25 protein-coding genes are annotated in these 24241 nt (G+C 63.0%); 15 read left to right on the plus strand and 10 right to left on the minus strand.

What is annotated here, in order from left to right; all coding sequences use genetic code 11:
- The first annotated feature begins 23 nt into the window (after positions 1-23).
- The 12 genes from KF885_04855 to KF885_04910 all read left to right on the plus strand — a co-directional run bounded on the left by KF885_04855 (position 24) and on the right by KF885_04910 (position 11476).
- On the plus strand, positions 24-1367 hold the full coding sequence (locus tag KF885_04855) for a CCA tRNA nucleotidyltransferase (GenBank protein MBX3048484.1): 1344 nt from the start codon (positions 24-26) through the stop codon (positions 1365-1367).
- On the plus strand, positions 1351-1902 hold the full coding sequence (locus KF885_04860; protein MBX3048485.1) for a GNAT family N-acetyltransferase: 552 nt from the start codon (positions 1351-1353) through the stop codon (positions 1900-1902). Before KF885_04855 ends, KF885_04860 begins: the two co-directional genes overlap by 17 nt.
- A gap of 147 nt (positions 1903-2049) precedes the next feature.
- Positions 2050-3957, plus strand: a complete 1908-nt coding sequence (nusA, locus tag KF885_04865; protein ID MBX3048486.1) for a transcription termination/antitermination protein NusA — start codon at positions 2050-2052, stop codon at positions 3955-3957.
- Positions 3958-3972: 15 nt separating this feature from the next.
- Positions 3973-4305: a YlxR family protein gene (locus KF885_04870; GenBank protein ID MBX3048487.1), complete on the plus strand. Its 333-nt coding sequence runs from the start codon at positions 3973-3975 to the stop codon at positions 4303-4305.
- A 110-nt stretch (positions 4306-4415) separates the two neighbouring features.
- Positions 4416-6233, plus strand: a complete 1818-nt coding sequence (gene infB, locus KF885_04875; GenBank protein ID MBX3048488.1) for a translation initiation factor IF-2 — start codon at positions 4416-4418, stop codon at positions 6231-6233.
- A gap of 40 nt (positions 6234-6273) precedes the next feature.
- Complete coding sequence (gene rbfA / locus KF885_04880) at positions 6274-6642, plus strand: 30S ribosome-binding factor RbfA (protein MBX3048489.1); 369 nt, start codon at positions 6274-6276, stop codon at positions 6640-6642.
- Entirely contained in the window at positions 6635-7597 is a 963-nt protein-coding gene (locus KF885_04885) for a DHH family phosphoesterase (protein ID MBX3048490.1), read from the plus strand. The genes rbfA and KF885_04885 overlap by 8 nt, the downstream gene beginning before the upstream one ends.
- A 30-nt stretch (positions 7598-7627) precedes the next feature.
- Positions 7628-8572, plus strand: a complete 945-nt coding sequence (truB, locus tag KF885_04890; protein MBX3048491.1) for a tRNA pseudouridine(55) synthase TruB — start codon at positions 7628-7630, stop codon at positions 8570-8572.
- A 9-nt stretch (positions 8573-8581) separates the two neighbouring features.
- Positions 8582-9511 (plus strand): bifunctional riboflavin kinase/FAD synthetase, encoded by a 930-nt coding sequence (locus KF885_04895; protein ID MBX3048492.1) that lies wholly within the window; start codon positions 8582-8584, stop codon positions 9509-9511.
- A gap of 147 nt (positions 9512-9658) precedes the next feature.
- Positions 9659-10453, plus strand: coding sequence for a thymidylate synthase (locus KF885_04900; GenBank protein MBX3048493.1), 795 nt, complete (start codon positions 9659-9661; stop codon positions 10451-10453).
- A complete protein-coding gene (locus KF885_04905; GenBank protein MBX3048494.1) occupies positions 10453-10941 on the plus strand; it encodes a dihydrofolate reductase in 489 nt (162 codons plus the stop codon). Before KF885_04900 ends, KF885_04905 begins: the two co-directional genes overlap by 1 nt.
- A gap of 22 nt (positions 10942-10963) precedes the next feature.
- A complete protein-coding gene (locus KF885_04910) occupies positions 10964-11476 on the plus strand; it encodes a hypothetical protein (GenBank protein ID MBX3048495.1) in 513 nt (170 codons plus the stop codon).
- A gap of 15 nt (positions 11477-11491) precedes the next feature.
- Here the strand turns inward: KF885_04910 and KF885_04915 are convergent, their stop codons facing one another.
- From KF885_04915 to KF885_04945, 7 genes are all read right to left on the minus strand, one after another.
- Entirely contained in the window at positions 11492-12832 is a 1341-nt protein-coding gene (locus KF885_04915; protein ID MBX3048496.1) for an NAD(P)/FAD-dependent oxidoreductase, read from the minus strand.
- Positions 12829-13833, minus strand: coding sequence for a flippase-like domain-containing protein (locus tag KF885_04920; GenBank protein MBX3048497.1), 1005 nt, complete (start codon positions 13831-13833; stop codon positions 12829-12831). Before KF885_04920 ends, KF885_04915 begins: the two co-directional genes overlap by 4 nt.
- A 301-nt stretch (positions 13834-14134) precedes the next feature.
- Entirely contained in the window at positions 14135-14872 is a 738-nt protein-coding gene (locus tag KF885_04925) for an SCO1664 family protein (protein ID MBX3048498.1), read from the minus strand.
- An 83-nt stretch (positions 14873-14955) separates the two neighbouring features.
- Positions 14956-16284, minus strand: coding sequence for a hypothetical protein (locus KF885_04930; GenBank protein ID MBX3048499.1), 1329 nt, complete (start codon positions 16282-16284; stop codon positions 14956-14958).
- A 109-nt stretch (positions 16285-16393) separates the two neighbouring features.
- Positions 16394-16918, minus strand: coding sequence for a DUF3090 domain-containing protein (locus tag KF885_04935; protein MBX3048500.1), 525 nt, complete (start codon positions 16916-16918; stop codon positions 16394-16396).
- A gap of 16 nt (positions 16919-16934) precedes the next feature.
- Positions 16935-17555, minus strand: a complete 621-nt coding sequence (locus KF885_04940) for a histidine phosphatase family protein (GenBank protein MBX3048501.1) — start codon at positions 17553-17555, stop codon at positions 16935-16937.
- A gap of 1 nt (position 17556) precedes the next feature.
- On the minus strand, positions 17557-18978 hold the full coding sequence (locus tag KF885_04945) for an AAA family ATPase (protein MBX3048502.1): 1422 nt from the start codon (positions 18976-18978) through the stop codon (positions 17557-17559).
- A gap of 61 nt (positions 18979-19039) precedes the next feature.
- Here KF885_04945 and KF885_04950 point away from each other — a divergent pair, with 61 nt between their 5' ends.
- Positions 19040-19552, plus strand: coding sequence for an SRPBCC domain-containing protein (locus KF885_04950; protein MBX3048503.1), 513 nt, complete (start codon positions 19040-19042; stop codon positions 19550-19552).
- A 66-nt stretch (positions 19553-19618) separates the two neighbouring features.
- Entirely contained in the window at positions 19619-20056 is a 438-nt protein-coding gene (locus KF885_04955; GenBank protein MBX3048504.1) for an SRPBCC domain-containing protein, read from the plus strand.
- A gap of 3 nt (positions 20057-20059) precedes the next feature.
- Here the strand turns inward: KF885_04955 and KF885_04960 are convergent, their stop codons facing one another.
- The 3 genes from KF885_04960 to KF885_04970 are packed head-to-tail and all read right to left on the minus strand — an operon-like array spanning position 20060 to position 22255.
- Positions 20060-20380 carry a nuclear transport factor 2 family protein gene (locus tag KF885_04960; protein MBX3048505.1) on the minus strand — a complete coding sequence of 107 codons (321 nt, stop codon included), beginning with the start codon at positions 20378-20380 and terminating at the stop codon, positions 20060-20062.
- Positions 20381-20397: 17 nt separating this feature from the next.
- Positions 20398-21711: a hypothetical protein gene (locus KF885_04965; protein MBX3048506.1), complete on the minus strand. Its 1314-nt coding sequence runs from the start codon at positions 21709-21711 to the stop codon at positions 20398-20400.
- On the minus strand, positions 21704-22255 hold the full coding sequence (locus KF885_04970; protein MBX3048507.1) for a 3'-5' exonuclease: 552 nt from the start codon (positions 22253-22255) through the stop codon (positions 21704-21706). The genes KF885_04965 and KF885_04970 overlap by 8 nt, the downstream gene beginning before the upstream one ends.
- A 67-nt stretch (positions 22256-22322) precedes the next feature.
- Here KF885_04970 and KF885_04975 point away from each other — a divergent pair, with 67 nt between their 5' ends.
- Positions 22323-24203 carry a hypothetical protein gene (locus KF885_04975; protein ID MBX3048508.1) on the plus strand — a complete coding sequence of 627 codons (1881 nt, stop codon included), beginning with the start codon at positions 22323-22325 and terminating at the stop codon, positions 24201-24203.
- Positions 24204-24241: the final 38 nt, after the last annotated feature.

Here is a 24241-nt window from a genome sequence, read left to right on the forward strand (position 1 = left end):
CTGGCCTCGGCTATGATTGGTGGATGGCTTCCCCCCGCCTGCCTCGAGAGCCGCGTCTGGATGCTGCCGGCCGCCTGCGGCCCAGCTTGACAAGCTGGCTGCGCAAGCCGCTTTCGCCCGCCGCGCGGCGGCTGCTGGACTGGATCGCGGCCCAGGCGCAAGACCGCCCGCTGTACCTGGTGGGCGGCTTTGTGCGCGACCTGTTTTTGGCGCGCCCCAGCCTGGACCTGGATGTGGTCATTGAAGGCGACGCCATTCAGTTTGGGCGTAAGCTGGTCAGGCAGCTGGGCGGTGATTTGCAGACCCACCCGGCTTTTCGCACAGCCGTTTGGCTCCTGCCCCAGCGTCCGGCGCTATTGGCGGGGATCAAGGGCAAGCTGCCCACCCACATTGACCTGATTTCTGCTCGCCGCGAGCGCTATCCGCAACCGGCAGCCCTCCCCCAGGTGGAACTGGCCGATCTGGCTGCGGACCAGGCCCGCCGCGATTTCAGCATCAATACTCTGGCGCTGCGTCTGAACGGCGAACAGGCCGGTCACCTGCACGACCCCTTTGGCGGGCTGGCGGACCTGCGCCGCGGCCTGGTGCGCACGCTGCATGCACAGTCTTTTGTCGACGACCCCACGCGTATGCTGCGCGCCCTGCGCTTTGCCGGGCGCCTGGGTTTCCGGCTGGCGCCGGCGACCCGCCAGGAGTTGGCCCGCCACCTGCCGGGTTTGGCGCAGGTTTCCGGTGAGCGCATCTTTCATGAACTGGAGCTTGCTTTGCAAGAGCGGCCGCGCGTGCCGATTTTGCAGGCCATGCAGCGCGCCGGGTTGTTGGGTGTTATCCACCCCCAGCTTAGTTTTCCCAAACAGGCTGCTGCAGCACTGCAACCTCGCCCCAAGCCCCCGGCCTACTGGGGATTGTCCGCCGAAAGCGCCACCAGGGTCGACCTGGCCCTGTGGCTGATGTGGCTGCCGCTGCAGGCGGTGGAAGCCATCGCCGAGCGCCTGCGCTTTGAGGGCGAGCTGCGCCAACTGACCCTGGTCGCGGCCCGTCTGCACAGCGAACGCCGCCGCTTGGCGCGGTTGTCGCCCAGCGCCCTGGTGAGCCACCTCGAACGCCAGCCTCTGGCCGCCGTGTATGCCCTATGGCTGACCGCTGGCAGCCCACTCACCGCCCAGTTGGAAGGCTATGCGCGCCGCTGGCGCCATGTGCAGCCGCACGCCGATGGGCACGCCCTGCGCCGGCGCGGCCTGCCGCCCGGCCCGGCCTATGCACACATCCTGGCCCGGCTGCGGGCCGCCTGGCTGGACGGCGAAGTGCGCAGCGCCCGCCAGGAAGCGGCCTTGCTGGAGGAACTGCTGCGTGAAGCTGGCCGCTAGCGTTTACGCCGACCCTGCCTGGCTGCAGCGTGTGGTGATCCGCCTGGTGACCGCGGCCGACCTGCCCGCCTTGGAATGGGAGGGCGAGTACGTCCATTTCCGCCGGGTGTATGCCCGGGTCTTTGCCCGCATGCAGACCGGCCAAAGCCTGATGTGGCTGGCTGAGCTGCCCGGCGGCCCCGCCCTGGGGCAGGTCTTCGTGCAGCTGCACAGCGAGGCAGACCCCAGCGCCGCCGATGGCCGCCGCCGTGCTTACATCCATGCCTTTCGTGTGCGCCGTGCACTGCGCGGCCGCGGCCTGGGCAGCCAGCTGCTGACCCACGCCGAGGCTGATCTGTGGACGCGCGGCTTCCGGGAAGTGTGCCTGCAAGTGGCCGACGACAACCCGCATGCTCTGCGCTTGTATCAACGCCTGGGGTATGAGATTGTTGAGCCGGTGGCCGGTGATTGGACTTACTACGATCACTTGGGCCGCTTACAGCAGATCAGCGAAATCGGTTGGCGTTTGCTGAAGACTTTACACACCGCAGATTAAGCAAATTGCGTTCGCTTTCCCTTGCCATCGAAATTTTTTGATGCTACAATTTCCACGTTCGGCAGCACCCCATAGTAGCAACGACCGGAAGTGGGCAACCCCCACTTTTCTGCTTAATTAGGGGTGGTCACAAGGAGTTATACAGAGATGAAGAAGGAATTTTCCCTGGCTTTTAACGAAGTCCTGGATGATAAGCAGTTGCCGCGTGAGGTCATTGTGCAAGCAGTGCAAGATGCCCTCATTCAGGCCTATCGCAAGACGGTCAATGCTTCGCAGGCCCAATTGGTGCAGGCCAGCATCGATGACACCACCGGTGAAGTCAAGATCTTTGCCGAGAAGGAAGTGGTGGAAGATGTGATGGATGAACGCACCGAGGTACTGCTGGACGTGGCTCGCAAATACGACCCCAACGCCGAATTGGGCGACATCGTCGTGGTGGAGAGCACCCCGGAGAACTTCGGCCGCGTGGCGGCCCAAACCGCCCGCCAAATGATCCAGCAGCGCATCCGCGAGGCGGAGCGTGAGGCGCAGAAGGAATACTTCTCGCACCTCACCGGTGAGATCGTCAACGGTATTGTCCAGGCGGCCAACCCGCACATGATCACCCTGGCGCTGGACCGCAAGGCCGAGGGCAAGATGCCGCGCGGCCAGCAGATCCCCGGCGAGCGTTTCCGCGTGCACGACCGCGTGCGCGCCCTGCTGCTGGAGATCAAGGACACCACCCGCGGGCCGGAGATCATCCTCTCGCGTGCCCATCGCGATTTCCTGCGCCGCCTGCTGGAAGATGAAGTGCCTGAGATCTATCAGGGCCTGGTGGAGATCCGTTCCATCGCCCGCGAACCCGGCTACCGTTCCAAAGTAGCCGTCTCCGCGCTGCAGTCCGGCATTGACCCGGTGGGCGCCTGCGTCGGCATCCGCGGTGTGCGCATCCAAGCCATCGTACGTGAACTTCACGACGAGAAGATCGACGTGATTGAGTGGAACACCGACCCGGCCCAGTTCATCGCCAAGGCGCTCAGCCCGGCGCGTGTGGCCGGCGTTTACCTGGACGAAGCCGTGGACGGCAACAAGACCGCCACGGTGGTGGTGCCGGAAGACCAGCTGAGCCTGGCCATCGGCCGCGACGGGCAGAACGCCCGCCTGGCCGCCAAGCTGACCGGCTGGCGCATTGATATCAAGAGCCTGACCGAGGCCGCCGCTGATGCCCTGCATCAGGCGCAGGCCAACGCCAAGTTCGCCAAAGAACATGCTGATTGGGTCGAGCTCCTGCCGCAGATCGAAATGATCCTGGCTAAGAAGTCCGAAGGCCGCCCGATCACACCCGAAGAGTACACGCTGCTCAGCCGCTTTGTGGAACGCTTGGAGCGCGGGGAACAGGACCGCCGCGAGGCCATTCTGGATGCCCAACGCGAAGAGCGCGCCGCCATTGAGGCGCAGTTGCCCAAGGCGGCCTTCTCCATCCCGTTGGAAGAACTGGGCTTGGCGCCCAGCCTGGCGATGAAGATCAGCGGCGACGGCTTCTCCACCATTGGCGATCTGCTGCTGCAGCTCAAGCTGGATAGCAGCCTGATCCAGCAGATCGAGGGCGTTGGCCCGGTGGCCATTGCCAGCATCCAGGAAAAGCTGGACGCCTTTGTTTTCCCCGAGCCCGAGCCGGAACCCGAGCCTGAACCGGCCCCTGAACCGCAGGCTGAGGCCCCGGCTGAGCCGGAGGCCGTGCTGGTCGAGCAGCCCGAAGCGACTGCCCGTGTGGCGGAAGAGTACGAAGAGGACGAGAAACCGGTCGAACTGACCGAAGAAGACGAGAAGCTGTTGGCCCAGATGCAAGGCGGCCAGGCTCCCGAAGCCCAAGTGCCGGCGCTTTCTGTGGATGAGGTCTTTGCTCGCACCGAAGAGCAGTTGCTGGGCAAGGCCAAGGTTGCCAAAGGTGCCGCCCCAGCTGAGCCTGACAAGAAAAAGAAGGCCAAGAAAAAGAAGTACCGCGAATTGGACTACGATCCGGATGAGGACGTCACCTATACGCCTCGCCGGGACGAATGGGAAGACCTGGCTTGAGCTTAGCGTTCTGGGATGGCCGCTTTGGCGGCCATCCCAGCCGCCCAGCTAGTGATCATGGCGAAAGCGAAACAGCCTCCCCGCCGAGCCAAGCATGTTCCGCAGCGCACTTGTGTGGCCTGCCGGGCAGTTGAGGCCAAAGCCGGCTTAGTGCGCCTGGTGCGCACGCCTGAAGGTGTCTTTGTCGACGCCCGGGGCAAGCAGCCTGGCCGCGGCGCCTACCTGCACCTGCAGGAAGCTTGCTGGCAACGCGGTTTGAGCGGCGCCTTGGATAAGGCCCTGCGCACCAGCTTGAACGAGGCTGACCGCGCCCGCCTGACGGAATTCTTCGCCCAGGCTGCCCCGTAAGAGCCCCTTGCTGCTCTTAAGTCGCATTTTTGTATGAACCTGCCCTCGGTTCCAAACTAAGCTTGGTAAAATCTTAGCTTAGGGGATCAGGGGAGAAGGATTGGTGTTTTATGGCTGAGAACCTTACTGACAAAGAAATAAAAACGATTGAACTGCCGGGCAGCCTGACGGTACGTGAATTGGCTGACACCCTGCAAGCCAGCCCCATTCAGATCATCAAAACCCTCATGTCCAACGGCGTGATGGCCAATATCAACCAGCAGATCGACTTTGATACCGCAGCCATTGTGGCTTCGGAACTGGGCTTTGAGGCCACGATGCAGCAGTTGGACCAGCTGGAAGGTCAGGACAATACGGGCGAAGTGCCCCTGTGGCGCCAACTGATCGCCAACGAAGACAAGAGCAGCCTGAAGCCGCGTGCGCCGGTGGTCACCATTCTGGGCCACGTCGACCACGGCAAAACCACCCTGCTGGACGCCATCCGCCAGACCTCCGTGGTCAGTCAAGAGGCAGGCGGCATTACCCAGCACATTGGCGCCTACCAGGCGACCCACAAAGACCGCCTGATCACGTTCTTGGATACCCCCGGCCATGCCGCCTTTACCGCCATGCGCTCACGCGGCGCCCAGGGCGCCGACGTGGTGGTGCTGGTGGTGGCCGCCGATGACGGCGTGATGCCCCAGACCAAAGAAGCGCTGGCGCATGCCCGCGCCGCCCGTGTGCCGATCGTGGTCGCCATGACCAAAATCGACCGGCCGAATGCCAACGCGGAGCGCGTCAAGCAGCAGCTGGCCGAGAACGGCCTGATCCCTGACGATTGGGACGGCGACACGATCGTGGTGCCTGTCTCCGCCAAGGAGAAGGTCGGCCTGCAGGACCTGCTGGAGGCCATCCAACTGGTGGCCGACAATACTGAGATTTTGGCCAACCCCGCCGGCGAGGTCTTCGGCACCGTCATCGAATCCGAGCGCGACCCCTCGCGCGGCGTGATCGCCACGCTGCTGGTGCAAAACGGCACCCTCAAGCTGGGTGATATTGTGGTGGTGGGCCAGGCCTATGGCCGCCTGCGCGCCATGTTCGACTTCGCCGGTCAAAAGCTGGAAGAAGCCGGTCCGTCTACGCCCATCTCCGTCTTGGGCCTTAATGAAGTCCCTGCGGCGGGCGAGCCCTTCCGCACAGTGGACGCTGAGCGCGAGGCGCGCACCCTGGTGAGCGAACGTGCCGAGAAGGAGAAACAGGACAAGGGCCAGGCCGGCGGTTCGCTGACCCTGGAGAGCATGTTCGCCGCTTACCAGGCGGGCAAAGTGCGCGAGCTGCGACTGGTGATCAAGGCCGACGTACAGGGCTCCCTGGAGCCGATCGTGTCCTCGCTGGAGCAAATGAAGGCGGATGACAAAGTCGGTCAGATCGGTGTGCACGTGCTGCACACCGGCACCGGCCACATCAGCGAGAGCGATGTTGCCCTGGCGGCCGCTTCCAAGGCGATCGTGATGGGCTTCAATGTAGAAGCTGATGCGGCGGTGAAGCGCCAGGCTGAGGCCGAAGGCGTCTCCATCCGCCTCTACGACATTATCTACCGCATGACCGAAGACGTGGAAATGGCGTTGAAGGGCATGCTGGAGCCGGAACTCAAGGAGCGCCTGCTGGGCAAGGCTGTGGTGCAGCAGGTCTTCAAGATCAGCCGTTTCGGCAAGATCGCCGGCTGCCGCGTGACCGAAGGCGAACTGCGCCGTGGGGCGCTGGTGCGCATCGTACGCGACGACAAGGTCATCTTCGATGGCGAGCTCTCCTCCCTCAAACACGAAAAGGACGATGTCAAAGAAGTGCGTGAGGGATTTGACTGCGGCATTAATCTCAAAGAATTTGATGACTTCAAAGAGGGCGACATCATCCAGTGTTACATTCGTGAACTGGTTGCCGTGCAGTAACGGCTTTTGACGTTGCTCGTTTAGTCATTACAGGGTTGCTATGGTTTCACAATCTCGAGCTGCTCGTATTGCCAAAGGGATTCAGGAAATGCTCGCGGAGATGTTGCTCTTCGAGGTGACTGACCCGCGCCTGCAGGGCGTCTTCATCACGGATGTGCGTGTAGACCGTGAGCTTAGCCAGGCCAATGTCTTTGTTTCTGCGTTGGAAGGCGTGGAGCGTAGCCAGGAGATTTTGGCTGGCTTGCAGCACGCCTCCGGTTTCCTGCGCACACAGTTAGCCAGGCGCAGCGACCTGCGCGTCTTCCCCCGCCTGCGCTTTGTCTGGGACCCTACGCCCGAAAACGCAGAGCGCATTGAGAGCTTGATCGCCACCCTCAACAAGGATAGCGACACGGATAAGAATGGATAGATCACTGCTGGATCAGGCGCGCCAGCGTCTGCACGACGCGCAGAGCTTCCTGGTCGTTTCGCATGTGCGCCCGGATGGCGATGCGATCTGTTCTGTCCTGGGCCTGGGCCTGGCATTGCAGGCGGCGGGCAAGCAGGTGCAAATGGTGCTGAGCGACGGCTTACCGGAAGGCTTTGACCATTTGCCCGGCGTGCAGCAGATCGCGCGCGCCGCGCAAGGCCCGGTGGACCTGGTGATCACGGTGGACGCCGCCGCCCAGGAGCGCACTGGCGAAGCCCTGCGCCAGCACCCCCAAGTACATCTGAATATTGACCACCACATTACCAATACGCTGTTTGGCGAACTGAACCTGATCGACCCCGACTCCGTGGCCACCTGCGCCATGCTCGCCGAGCATCTGCCCGCCCTGGGGCTGGACTTCGCCCCGGGCGTGCCCGAAGCGCTTTTGACCGGCATCCTCACCGATACCATCGGCTTCCACACCTCTAACATGAATCCCCAGGCCCTGCGCATTGCCGCCGACCTGGTGGAGCGCGGCGCCGACCTGCCGGAGCTGTACGAGCGCGCCCTGCTGCGCCGCTCCTTTGAAGCCCTGCGCTATTGGGGTGCCGGGCTCAGCAGCTTGCAGCGCGAGGGCGAACTGGTCTGGGCCAGCCTGACCCTGGCGGACCGCCAGGCGGCGGGCTACCCGGCCAACGATGATGCTGAGTTGGTCAACAACATCGCTTTTGTCGAGGGCGCCGCGGTGGTGGTGCTCTTTGTGGAGCAGCACGACAACCAGGTCAAGATGAGCTGGCGCAGCCGGGGCGCGATTGATGTCTCGCGTATTGCTGCCCAGTTTGGCGGCGGCGGCCATCTAGCCGCGGCTGGTGCCAACCTTTCCGGCAGCCTGGCGCAAGTACAGGAACAGGTCTTGCAGGCCACCCGAGCGGCCCTGCAAGCGGTTGCAGTATAAAAACAATAAAGGATAAAGGACGACCTTTAGATGCAAAACAACTTTCAGTACACTTCCGGGGGCGGCCGCGGGGAGCCGGGGCAAAACGACGTGAGCAACCTGGTTTCGGGAGTGCTGGTGGTGGATAAGCCCATTGGGCTGACCTCGCACGATGTGGTGCAGATCATCCGCCGCGGCACCGGCATCCGCCGCGCCGGCCATACCGGCACGCTGGACCCGCGTGCCTCCGGCGTGCTGGTGGTGCTGATGGGCCCGGCGGTGCGCTTGAGCGAGTTCGTCTCGGCAGAAGACAAGCGCTACCAGGCCACCATCCGCCTGGGCTCCTCAACCGACACCTATGATGCGGAGGGCGCCTTTACCAGCCCGGAAGTGCCGGTGGACATCGAGCGCGAGGAGTTCACCAAGCTGCTGGAACAATTCACCGGCGAGATCGAGCAGACCCCGCCGGCCTATTCCGCCGTGCGCGTGCAGGGCCAGCGGGCCTACGACATGGCCCGCCGCGGCGAAGACGTGGAACTGCCGCCGCGCATCATCCAGGTGCACAGCCTGGAGCTGCTGGAATGGGCTTTGCCTGAGGTGGTGGTGGATGTGCACTGCTCGTCCGGCACCTACATCCGCTCGCTGGCCAACGACATCGGCGAGAAGCTGGGCACCGGCGCCCACTTGGTGGGCTTGCGCCGCACGCGCAGCGGCCGCTTCACTTTGCGTGACGCGGTCTCCCTGCGCCGCCTGCGGGAAGCTTTCGAGACCGGCAGTTGGGCGCAATATCTGATCCCCGCGGCCGAAGCGTTGGCTGACTGGCCGGCGGTAGAGCTGGACGCCGAGATGCTGGAGAAGGTGCGCAACGGCCACCGCATTCCTGCCGCGGCCGAGGCCACCGGCCTGGCCCGTGCCGTCAGCGAGCAGGGCGATCTGGTCGCCGTGATCGAAGTGGACGGCGCGGAGTGGCAGCCGCGCAAAGTCTTCATGTCCTAGGAGGCCTGCATGCAGCACTTCGCCTCGCTGCAAGCCGCCCACATTCAAAATGCCTGGCTGACCATCGGCGCCTTTGACGGCGTGCACCTTGGTCACCAGCAGATCCTCAAGCAACTGACTGCCGGAGCGCACGCCAAGGGCGCCCCGGCAGTTGTGCTTACCTTTGACCCCCACCCTGAAGAAGTGCTGCGCGGCCCGCGCAGCCGTTTTTATTTGAATACGCCGCAGCAGCAAGCCGAGCAGTTGGCCGCCCTGGGCGTGGATGTGTTGGTGCGTCACCCTTTCAACCGTGAAACTGCGGCCACCAGCGCCCGCGATTTTGTGCAGCTGCTGAAAGAGCACCTGGGCCTGGAAGAGCTCTGGGTGGGGCACGACTTTGCCCTGGGGCGTAACCGCGAAGGCGACTTTGCTGCCCTGCAAACTTTGGGCGCTGAACTGGGCTTCAGCCTGCACCCTGTGCCCGCGCTGGAGCTGGATGGCGCGCCGGTCTCGTCCTCGCGCATCCGCGGCCTGATCGCCGAGGGCGATGTGGCCGCAGCGGCGCGGCTGCTGGGCCGGCCCTTTGCCCTGGCGGGCGAAGTGGTCGCCGGCGCGCAGCGCGGCCGCAGCATCGGCATCCCCACCGCCAACGTGGCGGTGGATGACAAGCTGGCCCTGCCTGCCAACGGGGTCTATGTCACCCGGGCGCGTCTCGGTGGGCAGGCATGGGGCGCGGTGACCAACATTGGCCTACGCCCCACCTTCGAAGACGGTACCCTGGCTTCGGTGGTCGAGGCGCACCTGCTGGACTATGCCGGTGGTGAGTTCTACGGCCAGCAGCTGCAGCTGGACTTCTTCGCCCGCTTGCGCGCCGAGCAGCGCTTCGAGGGCGTGGAGGCGCTGCTGGCCCAGATTCAGCGTGACATCGCCGCCGCGCGTGAGCTGCTGACCAACCACTAACCTGTCATTGCGAGGAGTACTTGCGCAGCAAGTACGACGAAGCAATCTCCGACAACGAATCGGGGATTGCTTCAGCAGCCTGCGGCTGCTTCGCAAGACGTTTGGAGATTCGTGAAGATGGAAAATTCCGTATAATCGTATAGACCTATGCAAAGCTACCTCGACCTGATGCGTGAAGTATTGGAAGACGGCGCCGAAAAAGGCGACCGTACCGGCACTGGCACGCGCTCCGTCTTTGGCCGCCAACTCCGTTTCGATCTGGCGGCGGGCTTCCCCCTGCTGACCACCAAGAAACTGCACCTCAAATCGATCATCTACGAACTGCTCTGGTTCCTGCGCGGCGAGAGCAACATTGCCTACCTCAAAGAGCACGGCGTGCGCATTTGGGACGAGTGGGCCGACGCCCAGGGCGAGTTAGGACCGGTGTACGGCGTGCAGTGGCGCAGCTGGCCCGCCGCCGACGGTGAAGTGGTGGACCAGATCGCCCAGGTGGTCGAGCAGATCCGCCGCAACCCCAACTCACGGCGCCTGATGGTCAGCGCCTGGAACGTGGGCCAGTTGGAGCAGATGGCCCTGCCACCCTGCCACCTGCTCTTCCAGTTCTATGTCGCTGAAGGCAAGCTTTCTTGTCAGATGTATCAGCGCTCAGCGGACATTTTTCTCGGCCTGCCCTTCAACATCGCTTCGTACGCCTTGCTGACCCTGATGATGGCCCAGGTCTGCGACCTGCAACCGGGTGAGCTGGTGATCAGCCTGGGCGACTGTCATTTGTACAGCAATCATTTCGAGCAGGCCGGCTTGCAGCTGAGCCGCCAGCCCTATGCTCTGCCGCGTATGCAGCTCAATCCGGAAATCCGCTCCATCTTCGACTTCGACTACAGCGACTTTACGTTATTGGATTACCAGGCCCACCCGCACATCAAAGCGCCGGTGGCCGTCTGATGCGGATTTCCCTGGTGGTTGCCATGGACCGCCGCGGCGGCATCGGCCTGCGCGGCGGCATGCCCTGGCACCTGGGCGACGACCTGCGCCACTTCCGCCGCCTGACCATGGGCCATCATCTGCTGATGGGCCGGGTGACCTATGAGGCCACGGCGGGCAAGCTCCCCGGCCGGGATCTGATCGTGCTCTCGCGTGACGCGGGCTTCCAGCCGGCGGATGCGCAGGTGGCCGGCTCGCTGGCCGCCGGCATCCAGCTGGCCGAGGCCGCCGGCGAAGAGGAGCTCTTCGTCATCGGCGGCGGGCAGGTTTTCGCCGAGGCGCTGCCGCTGGCGGGCCGCCTGTATCTGACCCGCGTCCACGCCGAGGTCGAGGCCGACACCTTCTTCCCCGCCTTCGACGAATCCGACTGGCGGCTGATCTCGCAGCGCGATTACGCGGCGAGCGAACGCAATGATTTCGATTTCAGCTTGATGGTGTTGGAACGGTAGACGAAGCTCGTCCTTGGGGAACATGCACAAACTCAATCGCCGTTCCATCAGGTTGCCAAATTATGATTACAGCCAAACAGGCGCGTATTTTGTGACCATTTGTGTGCATGGGAAAGAGCACCGATTGGGTGAAGTCATAAACAATGAAATGCGATTGAGCCCATTGGGTCTGGTCGCTGAGAAGCAATGGATTGAGTTGGGTGATCGGTATGCCAGTATTGCGGTACCAGTATTTTGCGTGATGCCCAATCATATGCATGCGGTCATAGTAATTGCTGACAGCAGTGAGGAGCAGAGCCGTGGTAGTAGGGGCGGGGTTACCCCGCCCCTACGCAAACACACCTTGGGTCAGATGGTGGCTTATTATAAATATGCGACCACGAAAGCAATCAACCAACTGCAAAATACTCCTGGTATACGTTTCTGGCAACGCAACTACTACGAACGTGTCGTCCGAAGCGAACGTGAATTTGAGGCCGTGGCCAAATATATCCAAGCCAACCCCCTGAATTGGGAACGGGATGAATATCGATAAGGCGGTGGAGAACCGTTACTCGGTGTAGCCGAGTAGGTTCTCCTGGCGCTGCGTAGCAGCGCACATCATACCTGCCGCTTTGCGGCCAATTTCCACGGCGAAGTTGGTGCCGCGGTCCCAGGGGTAGACCTGCGACATGCTGGCGAAGTAAAGCCCGGGCAGCGGTGTGCGGATGTCGGGAATGTTGGCCGAGTGGTTGACCAGAGGCACTGGCTGAGCGTAGTTCGTCTGGTGCACCCAGACCCCTTTGACCCAGTCGCGGCGAAAATCAGGATTGACGCGCTGAATGCCGGGGATGAAGCGTGCCAGCAGTTCCTCGTCGCTCAGCGAGAAATACTCGTGGCCGACTTCCAAATAATCGCCGCAATACAGGATGTGGTCGCCGCCGAAGTGCTCGGGGGGCACGAAGTTGGTGTGCTCCACCAGGGCCAGGAAGGGGAAGCCGGCGCTCTTGGGGATGTTGTACCAGTAGTAGCCCTCGTTCGATAGCTGTCGGTCCAGCGCCAGGGTCATCACCACCGCACCCATGCTTTGCAGGTTCAGCAGGCCGCGCAAATAATCTTCTGGCAGCTGCGGGGCGAGCCTGGCCAGCAGGCTTGGGGAGGTGGTCGCCAGTATCTGGTCGAAATGCTGCTCGGCGCCGTTCACCGTCAGGGTCAGGCCGCCGCCATTGGCGCTCTCGATGCGTTCGGCGCGGGCGTTGAAGATGATATGCACGCCCATCTCGCCCAGGCGGGCGGCGAACTGGTCGGCGAAGGCCTGGAAGCCGCCCTCAAAAGTGCCCAGGCGCGTGGTGCGGGCGTGCAGGCGGGCCCACAGCCAGGCCATGTTGACATCTTTGGCGTAGGGGCCAAACTTGCCCTGCACCAGCGGCAGCCACATGCGCTCGTAGACACGCTCCCCGGCCCACTTGCGCATCCAGGCGTCCACGGTGGTCTTTTCCAGCGGCCGCCAATTGCTGCTGAGGCGCAGATACAGGCCCACCAGGCCGAAGCGAATCTTGTCCAGCCCCCAGCCCAGGCCGGGGTAGAGCAGGGCGGCCAGGATCGAGTCGAAGGGGTAAAAGCCGCCCTCGCCATCACGCCCCTCGTGATACATGACCGTGTAAGGCCGCGGGAAGAGCACTTGATCGCTCCAGCCCAATTCTTCGATCAGGCCCAGCATGTGTCTGTCAGAGGCGAACCAGTGGTGATAGAACTTGTCCACCCACCAGTCCCAGCCCGGCTGCTTGAAGCCCGCCGCCAGCCCGCCGGCCTGCTCGGCGGCTTCGTAGATGGTGACCTCGTGCCCGGCGCGGCGCAGGTCGTAGGCGGCGGCCATACCGCCGAAGCCGGCGCCGATGATGGCGATCTTCATACCGGCTCCTCCGTAGGCACTTCGCCCCAGCGGATGCCCTCACGGGCCAGGTAATAAGCCCCGAGCAGGGTGATGGGCAGCCACAGGGCGATGTGCAGAACGAAGGTGTAGCTGCTGGCCACCGCGGCCGGCACGCCGTAGGCTTCCAGCACGGCGATGCCCGGCGCGTCGAAAGTGCCGATGTAACCGGGGGCCGAGGGGATGGTGGTCGCCAGGTTGACCACGCCATTCATCAGCATCAGGGCGAAGAAACTGACCTCGAAGTTGAAGGCGTGCATCACGAACCAATATTTGCCCGTCTCCAACAGCCAGATCACCACCGAGGTCAAAAAGACCATCAGGATCTCCAGCGGGGAGCGCAGCGAAGCCAGGCCGCCCAGGAAGCGCTCACCCAGGGAGAGCAGCTGCTGGCGGAAGCGAACCGGAGCCAGGCGTGCCAGGGCGGCCAGCAGGCGCAGGCTGGCGGCCGGGAACATGGCGGCCAGCAGGAAGACCAGCAGCGCCCCGAAGAAGACCAGGCTGCCCCAAAAGGCGACCTGCTGGATGTTCAGGCCGCCCAGCAGGCTGCCGGCCCCACCCAGTTCGGCCAGTTCGCCCAGATTGATGAAGATGAAGGCCAGCATGACCACGCCGTCGAAGATGCGTTCGACGATAATGGTGGCCAACGAAGCCGAGACGGGCACGCCCTCACGGCGTTTGAGCACCACGGCGCGCAGGATCTCGCCGGCCCGGGCCGGGTAGATGTTGTTGCCCATGTAGCCGATGGCCACAATGGGGAACATGCTTGCGGTGGGCACGGTCTTCAGCGGGCGCAGCAGGTAATGCCAGCGCCAGGCGCGCGCCCAGACCGCCAGCAGATAAACGCCCACGCCCGGCAGCAGCCACCAGTAGTTGGCGGACTGCACCTGCGCCATGAAGTCATCCAAATGCAGGTCGCGCAGCACCAGCCAGAGGAAAAAGGCGCTGATCAACAGGCCAAGCCAAAATTGCCAACGCTTCACAATAAACATCCTTGCAGTGGAGAATCGTAAGCGATGCTCAGCAGCGCTAAATTCTCCGACGCGGCGCTTGCGCCGCAAAATTGCCATCGTTTCATACGATGTTTGCCCCACCCAAGGCCGCAAGTGATTTATTCATTAAACAGATTGTACTCTTGGCCGCAAAGTATTAATTATTATCATGACGCGAGGGTCTCTTGGCTTGACAGCCAGCCTGATAAGCTTGGAATCCCAGCAAACTGAAGCCAGTATAGCGGTTAACCCGCCGCGGGTTGTTGTTCGCCTGCCGGCGTCAACCGACAGCTTATACGGGTGGCCACGGTACGCTGCGCTGGTCCTCCGGTTGGGCGGGATAGTGCCCGGCGGCCAACAGGGCCGCCCGCCGAGCCTCCAGTGCGGCGATCTCCTCCTGGCTGAGGTAAGGCGCCAAAGCGGCGCTCAGCGGCCCGTCAGGCGCCAGCTGCGGCCCCAGGCGCGCCAGCCCCGCGCTGACCTCGGCCGGGAACGGCTCGCCGGCAAAGACCCAGATTACGGTGCGCAGTTTGGGTTCGGTGTGGAAGCTGATGCCGTGGTCGATCAGCCAGAGTTTGCCGGCCGGGTCCAGCAGGATATGACCGCCTTTGCGGTCGGCATTGTTGATCAGCAGGTCAAAAGCCGCCGTGGGACGCAACTGCTGGCGCACGGCGTCGTCAAAAGTGAAGTAGTGCTGTTCGGGGTCATGAGGGATGTGCAGCTGCAGGGAGCCGGGACCGAGCGGGCCATCGTCTCGAAAGACGGTGGGCGGCACCAAGCCCCAGCCCAGCGCCTGGCTGACCAGCCAGGCGGCCACTTCGCGGCCGGCCAGGCTGTCTTCGGGGAAGTCCCACAGCGGCCGTTCGCCGCGCTGCGGCTTGTAGACCGCTTCCAGCGGGGCGCCGCCGGGTTGCGTCACTTCCACCAGGAATGTGTAGTTGCTGCCCCAAGTGAACTGGCCGGTGATGGAGAATTCGCCGCTTTGGAGGATGGCGATGGGTGTGACTCGGGCACTAAGTCGCTTGCTCAATTGGTTACTCCCAATTGACCAAGCACCGGCTGACCCGTTGACTAATACTCATGCCCATTTTTGCGGGGCGCAACCGACGCGGCTCACTCCCTAGGCCAGACTACGTGGACCCCCTCTATGGTGGGCACATAAAAGTAAGCCGCGTCAGGAAGGGGATATTCATAGAGTACCTCTGCGGTGGCCAGGTCCACCACCAACGCACTAGCCACTCTGAAAGTCCATCCATATTCATCCGTGCCAGCGAGACGAAAGCCCACAAAGCTGCTCCCATCCGGGCTGACCGCCATGGGTATCACGTCCGGGAGCGTATTGGCCTGCTCGCCTTCCACTACCGTAAATGGCATTTCACCCGAGGGGTTCCAGGCGGAGTAATAACGATTTAGCAAGTCACCATCGCTGAATGAACCGGAGCGCTCTTCTACAAAAAGCAGATAGTCTCCGCGGTCCTGCAGCGGAAACAACTTCAGCACCTCTATGTTGTACTCCCGCCAGTCTTCCCGTTCCGTATCGAAGGTGGCTACATAGGCAAGCAACTCTACTTTATCAAAATCGTAGAGCTGATAATAATATTGCACTGGGCTTTCTTGGCGGGAGATGTAATCGTGCACCATGCCCAGTTGCGGGAGTATGCAGATCTCACACCGATATGAGTCTGGGGTCAGGCCACTATGCTTAATCAAATCAGAACGCGTTTGGGCGTTTGGCATCGGCCAGACCGTATGCTGGCCGGTGCTGGAATCATAGGAGATGCGCGGGACCCCATCTGCATCGCGGATATAGCTCACAATGTCATCCCCGGTAGACCAGATGACGGGCGCAATTTGACCAGCAGAATATGCGCTCGTAAATTGATCAATATAGGTAAGCTGGTCCGTTTGCAGACTGTACAGCCACAGGGAATCACTACTGTGGTAGTTGAGTACACCCAAACTCAGCCATTGTTGGCTGGGCGCCCAAGCCACATGAAGGAGGTCAGCCTCCTCGGCTATGATCCCGGAGAGATCAATCACCCGGCTTTCGCCGCTATCCAGGTCATACACGGTGCCGGGGCCTTTACTGGGGGAGCTGAACAGCATGCTGCCGTCGGGAGAAAGAGCCAGTCTCCACGAGCCCTCTATGGGAATGCTGGCTACAAGCTCTTCACTGCCCAATTCGATCACGTCGATAAAACCTTCCCCCCTCTCCCCCACCAGCTCCCATCTAGCTACGGCCAGGCGCGGGTTGGGGCCGCTGTAGGGCAGCTGCGTTGGCGTGGGGCTGGGCTCCACCGTAGGGCTGGCCTCAATTGTGGCGCTGGCTGCGGGCTGGCTGGTAGCGCTGGGCTGGCTGGCTGAGGCATCCGGCTGGCTGGCCGGCGCGGAGGCACAGGCGGATAAGAGCAGGCTAAGGGTTAGGAGAATGTGTTTTTGCATGATGGGATAACGCCCTCCCTATTGTGATGTTACTCCGGTTTCTGATCAGCGCCGTAGTCAGGAATGTGTCATGCGATGTGCAGGCGCCCCACTCATTCTAATTTACTGATCAATGCTTATGCCCATTTTTGCGGGCACAGAAATGGCCGGCCGGGTCCATCGGTTGGCCGCACTGCGGGCAGATCGGGCGGCCGCGCGAGGCGATCTCGATGCCCCAATTGGCCAGGGCGCGGATCTGCGAGCGTGTGCACCACAAGCGCGCCAGCCCCAGCTCATCCGGCTCCTGCTGGCCTTCGGGCAGCTCACGCAGTTCCAGGGCTACCAGGTCGCCGTCTGGGTCGTAGCCCAAACCCAACTGGCCGACGCGGAAGATGGGGTCCACCGGCGGGTGGATGTGCATCTGGTCTTCGTCGTAGTCGGCCGAGGCGTCGGCCAGGTCGGCGTGCTTGGTGTTGATCTCAGCCAGGAACTGCTCCACGCCGACCGCCAGGCTCTGGATCTGGGTCTTCTCACAGACCAGGGTGATGATGCGGTCGTCCTTCCAGGCCTGGATGTAAAAGACGCGCTGGCCGGGGGCGCCAATCGCGTCGGTGGTGATGTGGTCTACAGGGCGAAGCTCGATGGGTTTAGGCATAGAGGTGGATAGTATATCAGCCGGGTTTGGCAGCACCGTCACCGGCGCGCCAGTTTAAGTTGAGCAACTGGGCGCCAGCCTCGCCGATGAAGAGCGTACTGACCGAGGCCGTGTCCACCGAGAGCCGTTGGTACTGGTCCAGCGGCAGGCCGAGGTAGTGGGCAATGATCAGCTTGATCGGGTCGGCATGGCTGACGCAGGCGATGACGTCTTTGGGGCCGTGGCCGGCGCAGATCGCTTCGATCTGGTTAGCCAGGCGCAGCTGCTGCTCGGGGATGCTTTCACCGCCAGGGAAGCGGAAACGCGAAGGCGCCTGCTGCAAGACCTTCCAGGACTTCTCGCGGCGCATGTCCTTGAGCAGGCGACCCTGCCACTCACCCAGGTCGGTTTCCTGCAGGTCACGGCGGATGTGCACTTTGAGGCCGTGGGCCTTGGCCAGCGGTGCAGCCGTCTCACGGGCGCGCTCCAGCGGGCTGCTGTACACCGCCGCCAGCGACGGCTTGGCCAGCGCGCCGGCCAGCGCGGCGGCCTGAGCCCCCCCGCGGGCGTTGAGATGCACGCCCGGCAGCCGCCCGGCGGCGCGCCCGGTTTTGACGAAGTCGTTTTCGCCGTGGCGAATCAATAGGACAAGCGGCATGCTAGCGGCTCCCGCCGCCCTTGTGGCGGCGTTTGATCTCTTCGGCTTCGTCGTGGCCCGGGGTGGGCAGCTGTTCGCTGCGAGTGATGTTGAGCGCCAGCCGTTGGGCTTCGCGCCAGCGCGCCAGGCGCGCTTTGACCTCGGCTTCATAGCCTTGCTCGGACGGGTCGTAAAAATAGGTGCCCAGCACGTCCTTGGGCAGGTACTGCTGCGGGGCAAAATGCTCCGGCTCGTCATGCGGATAGACATAGCCCTGGCCGTGGCCCAGCGCCTTGCCGTCCCGGTTCTTGTCGCGCAGCGGGTCCGGCACGTCCACCTTGCCTTCAGCTTCGATCTTCTGGTAGGCGGCAAAATAGCCCAGGGCGCTGTTGGACTTGGGCGCCGTGGAGAGATACAGCGTGGCGTGCACGATGGGGAAAATGCCCTCCGGCAGGCCGATGAAATCGAAGGATTGGGCGGCGGCGTTGGCCACCACCAGGCCCAGCGGGTCGCCCAGGCCGATGTCCTCGCCGGCCAGGATCACCAGACGGCGCAGGATAAAGCGCGGGTCCTCCCCGGCGTAGAGCATCTTGGCCAGCCAGTACAGCGCTGCATCCGGGTCGGAGCCGCGCACCGACTTGATGAAAGCCGAGATCGTGTCGTAATGGGCGTCGCCGTCCTTGTCATAAAGCACGGCGCGGCGCTGGATCGATTCCTGCGCCACGGACAGGCTGATCTGGATCATGCCGCTGGCATCGGGTGGGGTGCTCTCCACGGCCAGCTCCAGGGCATTGAGCGCATTGCGCGCATCGCCGCCGGCCACGCGGATGAAGTGGGCGGCGGCCTCGTCGTGCAGGTGGATGCTGCGGCCGCCGTAGCCGCGCTCGGGGTCGTCCAGCGCCATTTGCATCACTTGGCGCACTTCAGCATCGGTCAGGGGGTGCAGCTGGAAGATGCGCGAGCGGGAGACCAGCGCGCCGTTGACCTCGAAATAGGGGTTCTCGGTGGTGGCGCCGATCAGGGTGATGGTGCCGTTCTCGACATGCGGCAGCAGGGCGTCCTGCTGGGCTTTGTTCCAGCGGTGCACCTCGTCCACAAAGAGGATGGTGCGCATGTTGTACAGCCGGCGGCGCTCTTTGGCCTCGTCCAGCACCTGGCGCAGCTCGGCTTTGCCGGCCATCACGGCCGAGAGCGTTTCGAAGTGCGATTGGGTGTGGTTGGCAATGACCATCGCCAGGGTGGTCTTGCCCACGCCCGGCGGCCCCCACAGGATGATGGAGGCGAACAGCCGGTCAGCCTCAATGGCCCGGCGCAGCAGGCGGCCTTCGCCGAGAATCTCCTGCTGGCCCACGTATTCTTCCAGCCGGCGCGGGCGCATGCGCGCCGCCAACGGGGCTTCGCGGTCGAGGCGCTGTTTCAGCGCGTGGTCAAAGAGATCGGCCAAAGCAGATGAATTATACAGCGCCGGTTGCCGGGCTGATTTAATTGCCTTTTATAATGAACAAGTGAGGGAAACCATGGAACGCCGCATTCGCTTTCAGTTGGATCTAAAAGCCACTCCCGAAGAAGTCTGGGATGCCTGGCTCACAGCGCACACTTTCTTTGCTCCGGAATCCAAGATAGACGCCCGGCCCGGCGGGGCTTATGAAATGTACTTCGATCTGGCTGCCGCGCCCGGCTCACGCGGCGGGGAGGGCCTGGTGTTTCTGGCCCTGCAGCGCCCGCATTTGATCTCTTTCACTTGGAACGCTCCTCCGCACTTGGCGGATGTGCGCCCACAGCACACCCACATCACTGTGCGCCTCGAGCCGTTAGCAAATGGCACTCGTCTGCACTTCTGTGAGGATGGTTTTGGTCAAGGCGGCCAGTGGGAGCAGCGCATTGAGTATTTCCGGCGCGCCTGGGGCAAGGTCATATTGCCGCGCCTGGCGTATCGCTTTGACAAAGGTCCAGTCGATTGGGCGCACCCGCCCGACCTTGACGCCTATGTGGATTTGGTGACGGAAATTCGCGAATAAGACGCCAGTCATTCGCTCGTGTCTGGTTTGCAAAAATGCCGAGACTCCACCTAAAGGAAGATTCTGATGGACCGCGTCAGTGCCCACATCCAGATCCAAGCCAGCCCGGCCAAAGTCTTTGACGTGTTTGTCAACCGGGTCAACGAGTGGTGGCCGCTGCAAGGCTACAGCTTTGCGCCGGAGCACACCACCCCCGGCCAGATCCACTTTGTTCCCGAAGTGGGCGGGCGTTTTTATGAAACCTTTGCCAACGGCGAAGAATTCCAGATCGGAGAGGTGACCGTTTTGCAGTCCCCGGCGCGCTTCAGCTTCACCTGGAAGGGCGAGGCCTACAAAGAGGCCACAGAGGTGGATGTGATCTTGATCGAGGTGGCGGGCGGCACGCTGCTGACGCTGACCCACAGCGGCTGGGCGGCCGCTGGTGTGCGGGAGTTCGCCCCCAGCTACGCGGCGGGCTGGCCCAAGCTGCTGGCCCTGTTCGCCGCACTGGCCGAGCGGGACTGAGGGTTAATCCGCCCGGCCGATCTCGAGCTTATTGAGCTTGCCCTCGGCATTCAAACCGAAGCGAAAATAGGCTTTGAAACTGCCCCATTGCTCGGTTTCGATGGTGCCGATCAGTTCATGACCATCCTGGCTTACCGCGTCGATGCTCACGAAACGCTCGTGGCCGATGGCGTTCTCGAAGAAGGGGCGGAAGGCCAGCGGCTGCCCGTCGTCCAGTAGTTCGGCGTCGTCGCTGAACTGGGCGAACCAGGCTGCTTTGTCGCCGGCTTGCAGGGCCTCAAAAGCGGCCTGGATGCTGGGATGGCCGAACTGCGGGGTTTCCATTCTGGGTAGCCCTCAGGCTAGCTTCCCAAACCGTCCATGTATTCTTTGATGGTCGGCACGCCGGTCATGCGCTCGTAATAGAAGTTGTTGACCAGGTTGATCAGCTCGGCCCGGGCTGACTCAGCCTTGGGCGAGAGCTGCTCGTGGACGCGCTCACGTGAGAGCACGTCGCGCAGCTGCAGCAGCTCGCGCACGATCTCCTGCTCTTCCGGGCCTTCCAGCGCCTGCACCACACTCAGGATCAGTTTGTCTGTCTGGCCCAGCAGGGTGTCCAGTTCGATCGACGAGTCGGGCGTAAAGCAGTCGTCAATCGTGCGGATCAGCGACCAGACCTGGTAGAGCACCGTAGCGGGTTCGTCGAAGAGCTCGCGGAGGAAGGCGGCTTCCTCATAGCGCCCGGTCAGGCGGAAGATGTTGTACATGCGCTTGGCGGCTTTGCCGAAGTTGGGGTCCTTGGTGGTGTACTTGCGCACCTCTTTTTCCAACTGGCGCACATATTCGTCCAACGCGTCGGCGTCCACCTGCTTGGCCAGCTTGGTGAACAGCGGGATGGAGCTGGCTTCCAAATAGACCTCTTGGAAATACGGGTCCAGGTAGCCGTCCAGCGGCGTGATCGTGCCGTCCGGCGCCTCCCAGGTGGCGTCCAGCATGTTGCTGGCGTTCACCAGTTGGCGGTGGGCCTTGTCGGCCACCACCCAGTCCAGCTTGCACCAGCCTGGGTCTTGCACAGCCTGCTGCCAGGTCAGTGTCAGCGGGGTGCCTTCGGCGTCTTGCAGTTCGATCTGCCCGGCCTGCACCTCGGCCGCATTCCAGGAGATCGGCGATCCAGCCGGCAGTTTCTTGCCCTCGCGCTGTACATCCTGCGGGTAGTTGCCCATTTTGATCTCGATCAGTTCGTAGCCCGGCCCCCTCAGCGTGCTGAGCGCCTTGTCACGGATCAGCTTGCCGAGGATATCGCAGGCCTCTTCACGGGTGGGGGCGATGATGTTGACGCGCTCAAAGAAGTCGGCGTCGCCTGGGTAGGTTTGGATCTTGGACTGGGCCGCCGATCCGGAGAGCGCCAGGGCGGTCTCCACCTGGCCGGGAACGTCTTCAAACTCGACCAGCTTGCCCATTTTGCGGAAGTGGGCCAGCTCTTCCGAACTGAAGTCCAGCATGGTCAGGCGGTGGCCGAAGACGCCTTCCTTTACATCCACGACCACGTCGCTGTCCTGGCCGTCGCCGGCGGCGACCGCCGTGAGCCATTGCAGGGCGGCGCTCTCGTCCAGCTGTACGCCCAGGCGCTGGGCGGATTCGATGATACGTTGCAGGGCAGCAGAAGGTTCAGGCATGGCGGCTCTCCTTGATTTCAGCCAGTATAGCGGCAAACATCACTGCAGTTTGGCGCGCATCATCCAACGCATTGTGATTGAGCATCTGGGGCAGGCCGTAGCGCTGGCTGACCTGCTGGAAGCTGGCCTCGGCCCACGGCCCGCCGTGCAAGCCCATGTAGACGGCCTTGATGTCTATGGCGCGGTGGCCGAAGGGGTTGTTGTCCAGGTAGTGGTGAAAATAATCGGCCACGAACATCCAGTCGAAGGGTGCGTTAAAGGCCACGAGGACTGGCGGCTGCCCCTGGCAGACTTGGGCCAGCCAATCAGCGAAGCGCTGCATCCCCTCAGCCGGTTCCAGGCCGGTTTGGGCCAGCGCCTCCAGTGACAAACCGTGCACGCTCTGCGCTTCGGCGGTGTTGTTCATGTTGATTGGCTTGAACTCGGCATAGAACTCTTGCTGCACATCGCTGACCAGCACGGCGCCCAGCGAAAGCATCGAATAATCGGCCGGGTTGGGGCCGGCGGTTTCGACATCCACACAAATAAAGCATTCGTTTGGCATAGAGGGCGATTCTAGCATGGGCAGGGGGCCAGCCCGCAAGTCCAGGCCAGCCGATATAATCCCCTGCATGCCTATCGCCAAATCTCCCTGGTCCTTGATTGTATTCATCATTTTCGCCCTGCTGCTGGCCGCTTGCGCCGCCCCCGGCCCGGTAACCCCGCCGGAGCCCAGCGTCACACCTACCCCGGCTGGCCCGCAGACCCTCAATATTTGCGCGGCGACCGAGCCGGCTTCGCTGTACCTGTATGCGGACAATTCCGCCGCAGCGCGCCTGGTGCGCCAGGCGATCTACGACGGCCCCTTTGACACCCAGGGCTACCAACCGCAAGCGGTGATCTTGCAGAGCGTGCCCAGCCTGGATAATGGCGGGGCGACCCTGCAAGCGGTCAGCGTGGGCCGCGGCGCCTTGGTGGTGGACGCCGACGGCCAGGTGCGCCCACTCGAGCCCGGCCTGCGCATCCGCCCGGCGGGCTGCCGGGACGGCAACTGCACTATCGAATACCGCGAGGGCGAGGTGCAGATGGACCAGCTCAGCGTGACCTTCACGCTGCTGCCCGGCCTGACCTGGGCGGATGGGGCGCCGCTGACCGCCGCCGACTCGTTGTATTCCTTTGAACTCGCCGCCGACCCGGCCACGCCGGGCGACAAAAGCCTGGTGCAGCGCACCGCCAGCTATACCGCCGAGGGCGAGCGCGCTGTGTGGCAGGGGCTGCCGGGCTACTTGGACCAGGGCTACCAAACTCACTTTTGGACGCCGCTGCCGCGCCACGCCTGGGGCGGCAGCTCTGCCGCCGACCTGCTCGCCGCCGAGGCCAGCAACCGCCAGCCGCTGGGCTGGGGCGCCTACAGTCTACGCGAATGGCAGCCCGGCCAGCGCATTGTGCTGGAGCGCAACCCTAACTACTTCCGTGCTGCGGAAGGGTTGCCCAAGTTCAGCACCCTCAATATTATTTTTGGCGTGCACAGCGCCGCTGACCTGCAAAATGGCAATTGCGATTTGCTGCTGCCCGACGACGCTTTGGCCGACCAGGCCGAAGCCCTGCAGGCGGCAGGGGCGCAGCTGCATTACGTTTCCAGCGGGCGCTGGGAGCAGCTCAGCTTCGGCATCCGTGAGATCAGCCATGACGATGGCTTTAATGTCTTCCAAGACAACCCGGATTGGTTTGGCGATGTGCGCATGCGTGAAGCCATCGCCATGTGCATCGACCGCCAGGCGCTGGTGGACCAACTGGCCTTCGGCCAGGGGCAGGTGCTTAACAGCTATCAGCCGGAGCATCTGATTGCGGTCGGCTACGGCATTCCCTACTCCCCCAGTGAAGGCAGTGCCTTGCTGGAGGAGATTGGCTGGCTGGCCGGCCCGGAAGGCACGCGGGTGAACCAGTTCTACCCCGGCGCCGCCTTTGGAGTGCCGCTGCAGCTGATCCTGATCACCAGCGACAGTCCGGGAGCGGCGGCGATCGCCGGCCTGCTGCGCTCCAGTCTGGATGACTGCGGCATTGCGCTGGATGTGCAAACCGGCCCGGCCGCCGAGTCCTTTGCGCCCGGGCCGGATGGGGCCGTCTTTGGCCGCCGCTTCCAGCTGGCCCAGTTCGCCTGGCCGCACAGCGACCGGCCGGCCTGCTACCTGTACCTGAGCGAGGCCATCCCTGGCCAGGACCTGTTGACCTATCGCTACAGCTGGGGCGGCTGGAACATTACCGGCTGGGCGGATGCGGAGTACGATGCCGCCTGCCAGGCCGCGCTGAGCAGCCTGCCGGGTGAGCCCGGCTACGCCGAAGCCCAGGCCCTGGCGCAGAACATCTTTGCCCAACGTATTCCTGCATTGCCGCTGTTCGTGCCCTATCAGCTGGCGGCCGCGCGGCCCGATTTCTGTGGTTTCAGCAGCGAAGCGGGCAGTCAGCTGCTGCAGAATATTGAAAACTATGGTTATGCGGAGTGGTGCGACTAGCCTGGCTTGACAAGCCTTGCTTTCGCCCGCATAATCCT

This window comes from Anaerolineales bacterium, from assembly GCA_019637805.1.
In the GTDB taxonomy this organism is placed as follows: Bacteria; Chloroflexota; Anaerolineae; order Anaerolineales; family UBA11579; genus JAMCZK01.

Excerpts from the sequence above, each read along its gene's own strand:
- KF885_04870 (MBX3048487.1), top strand. The coding sequence starts at position 3,973 with ATGGCCGCTTTGGCGGCCATCCCAGCCGCCCAGCTAGTGATCATGGCG.
- infB (MBX3048488.1), top strand. The coding sequence starts at position 4,416 with ATGGCTGAGAACCTTACTGACAAAGAAATAAAAACGATTGAACTGCCG.
- nusA (MBX3048486.1), top strand. The coding sequence starts at position 2,050 with ATGAAGAAGGAATTTTCCCTGGCTTTTAACGAAGTCCTGGATGATAAG.
- KF885_04965 (MBX3048506.1), bottom strand. The coding sequence starts at position 21,711 with ATGCCTGAACCTTCTGCTGCCCTGCAACGTATCATCGAATCCGCCCAG.
- KF885_04885 (MBX3048490.1), top strand. The coding sequence starts at position 6,635 with ATGGATAGATCACTGCTGGATCAGGCGCGCCAGCGTCTGCACGACGCG.
- KF885_04915 (MBX3048496.1), bottom strand. The coding sequence starts at position 12,832 with ATGAAGATCGCCATCATCGGCGCCGGCTTCGGCGGTATGGCCGCCGCC.
- KF885_04935 (MBX3048500.1), bottom strand. The coding sequence starts at position 16,918 with ATGCCTAAACCCATCGAGCTTCGCCCTGTAGACCACATCACCACCGAC.
- KF885_04955 (MBX3048504.1), top strand. The coding sequence starts at position 19,619 with ATGGACCGCGTCAGTGCCCACATCCAGATCCAAGCCAGCCCGGCCAAA.
- KF885_04940 (MBX3048501.1), bottom strand. The coding sequence starts at position 17,555 with ATGCCGCTTGTCCTATTGATTCGCCACGGCGAAAACGACTTCGTCAAA.
- KF885_04855 (MBX3048484.1), top strand. The coding sequence starts at position 24 with ATGGCTTCCCCCCGCCTGCCTCGAGAGCCGCGTCTGGATGCTGCCGGC.
- KF885_04895 (MBX3048492.1), top strand. The coding sequence starts at position 8,582 with ATGCAGCACTTCGCCTCGCTGCAAGCCGCCCACATTCAAAATGCCTGG.
- truB (MBX3048491.1), top strand. The coding sequence starts at position 7,628 with ATGCAAAACAACTTTCAGTACACTTCCGGGGGCGGCCGCGGGGAGCCG.
- KF885_04905 (MBX3048494.1), top strand. The coding sequence starts at position 10,453 with ATGCGGATTTCCCTGGTGGTTGCCATGGACCGCCGCGGCGGCATCGGC.
- KF885_04975 (MBX3048508.1), top strand. The coding sequence starts at position 22,323 with ATGCCTATCGCCAAATCTCCCTGGTCCTTGATTGTATTCATCATTTTC.
- KF885_04900 (MBX3048493.1), top strand. The coding sequence starts at position 9,659 with ATGCAAAGCTACCTCGACCTGATGCGTGAAGTATTGGAAGACGGCGCC.
- rbfA (MBX3048489.1), top strand. The coding sequence starts at position 6,274 with ATGGTTTCACAATCTCGAGCTGCTCGTATTGCCAAAGGGATTCAGGAA.
- KF885_04930 (MBX3048499.1), bottom strand. The coding sequence starts at position 16,284 with ATGCAAAAACACATTCTCCTAACCCTTAGCCTGCTCTTATCCGCCTGT.
- KF885_04970 (MBX3048507.1), bottom strand. The coding sequence starts at position 22,255 with ATGCCAAACGAATGCTTTATTTGTGTGGATGTCGAAACCGCCGGCCCC.
- KF885_04910 (MBX3048495.1), top strand. The coding sequence starts at position 10,964 with ATGCACAAACTCAATCGCCGTTCCATCAGGTTGCCAAATTATGATTAC.
- KF885_04960 (MBX3048505.1), bottom strand. The coding sequence starts at position 20,380 with ATGGAAACCCCGCAGTTCGGCCATCCCAGCATCCAGGCCGCTTTTGAG.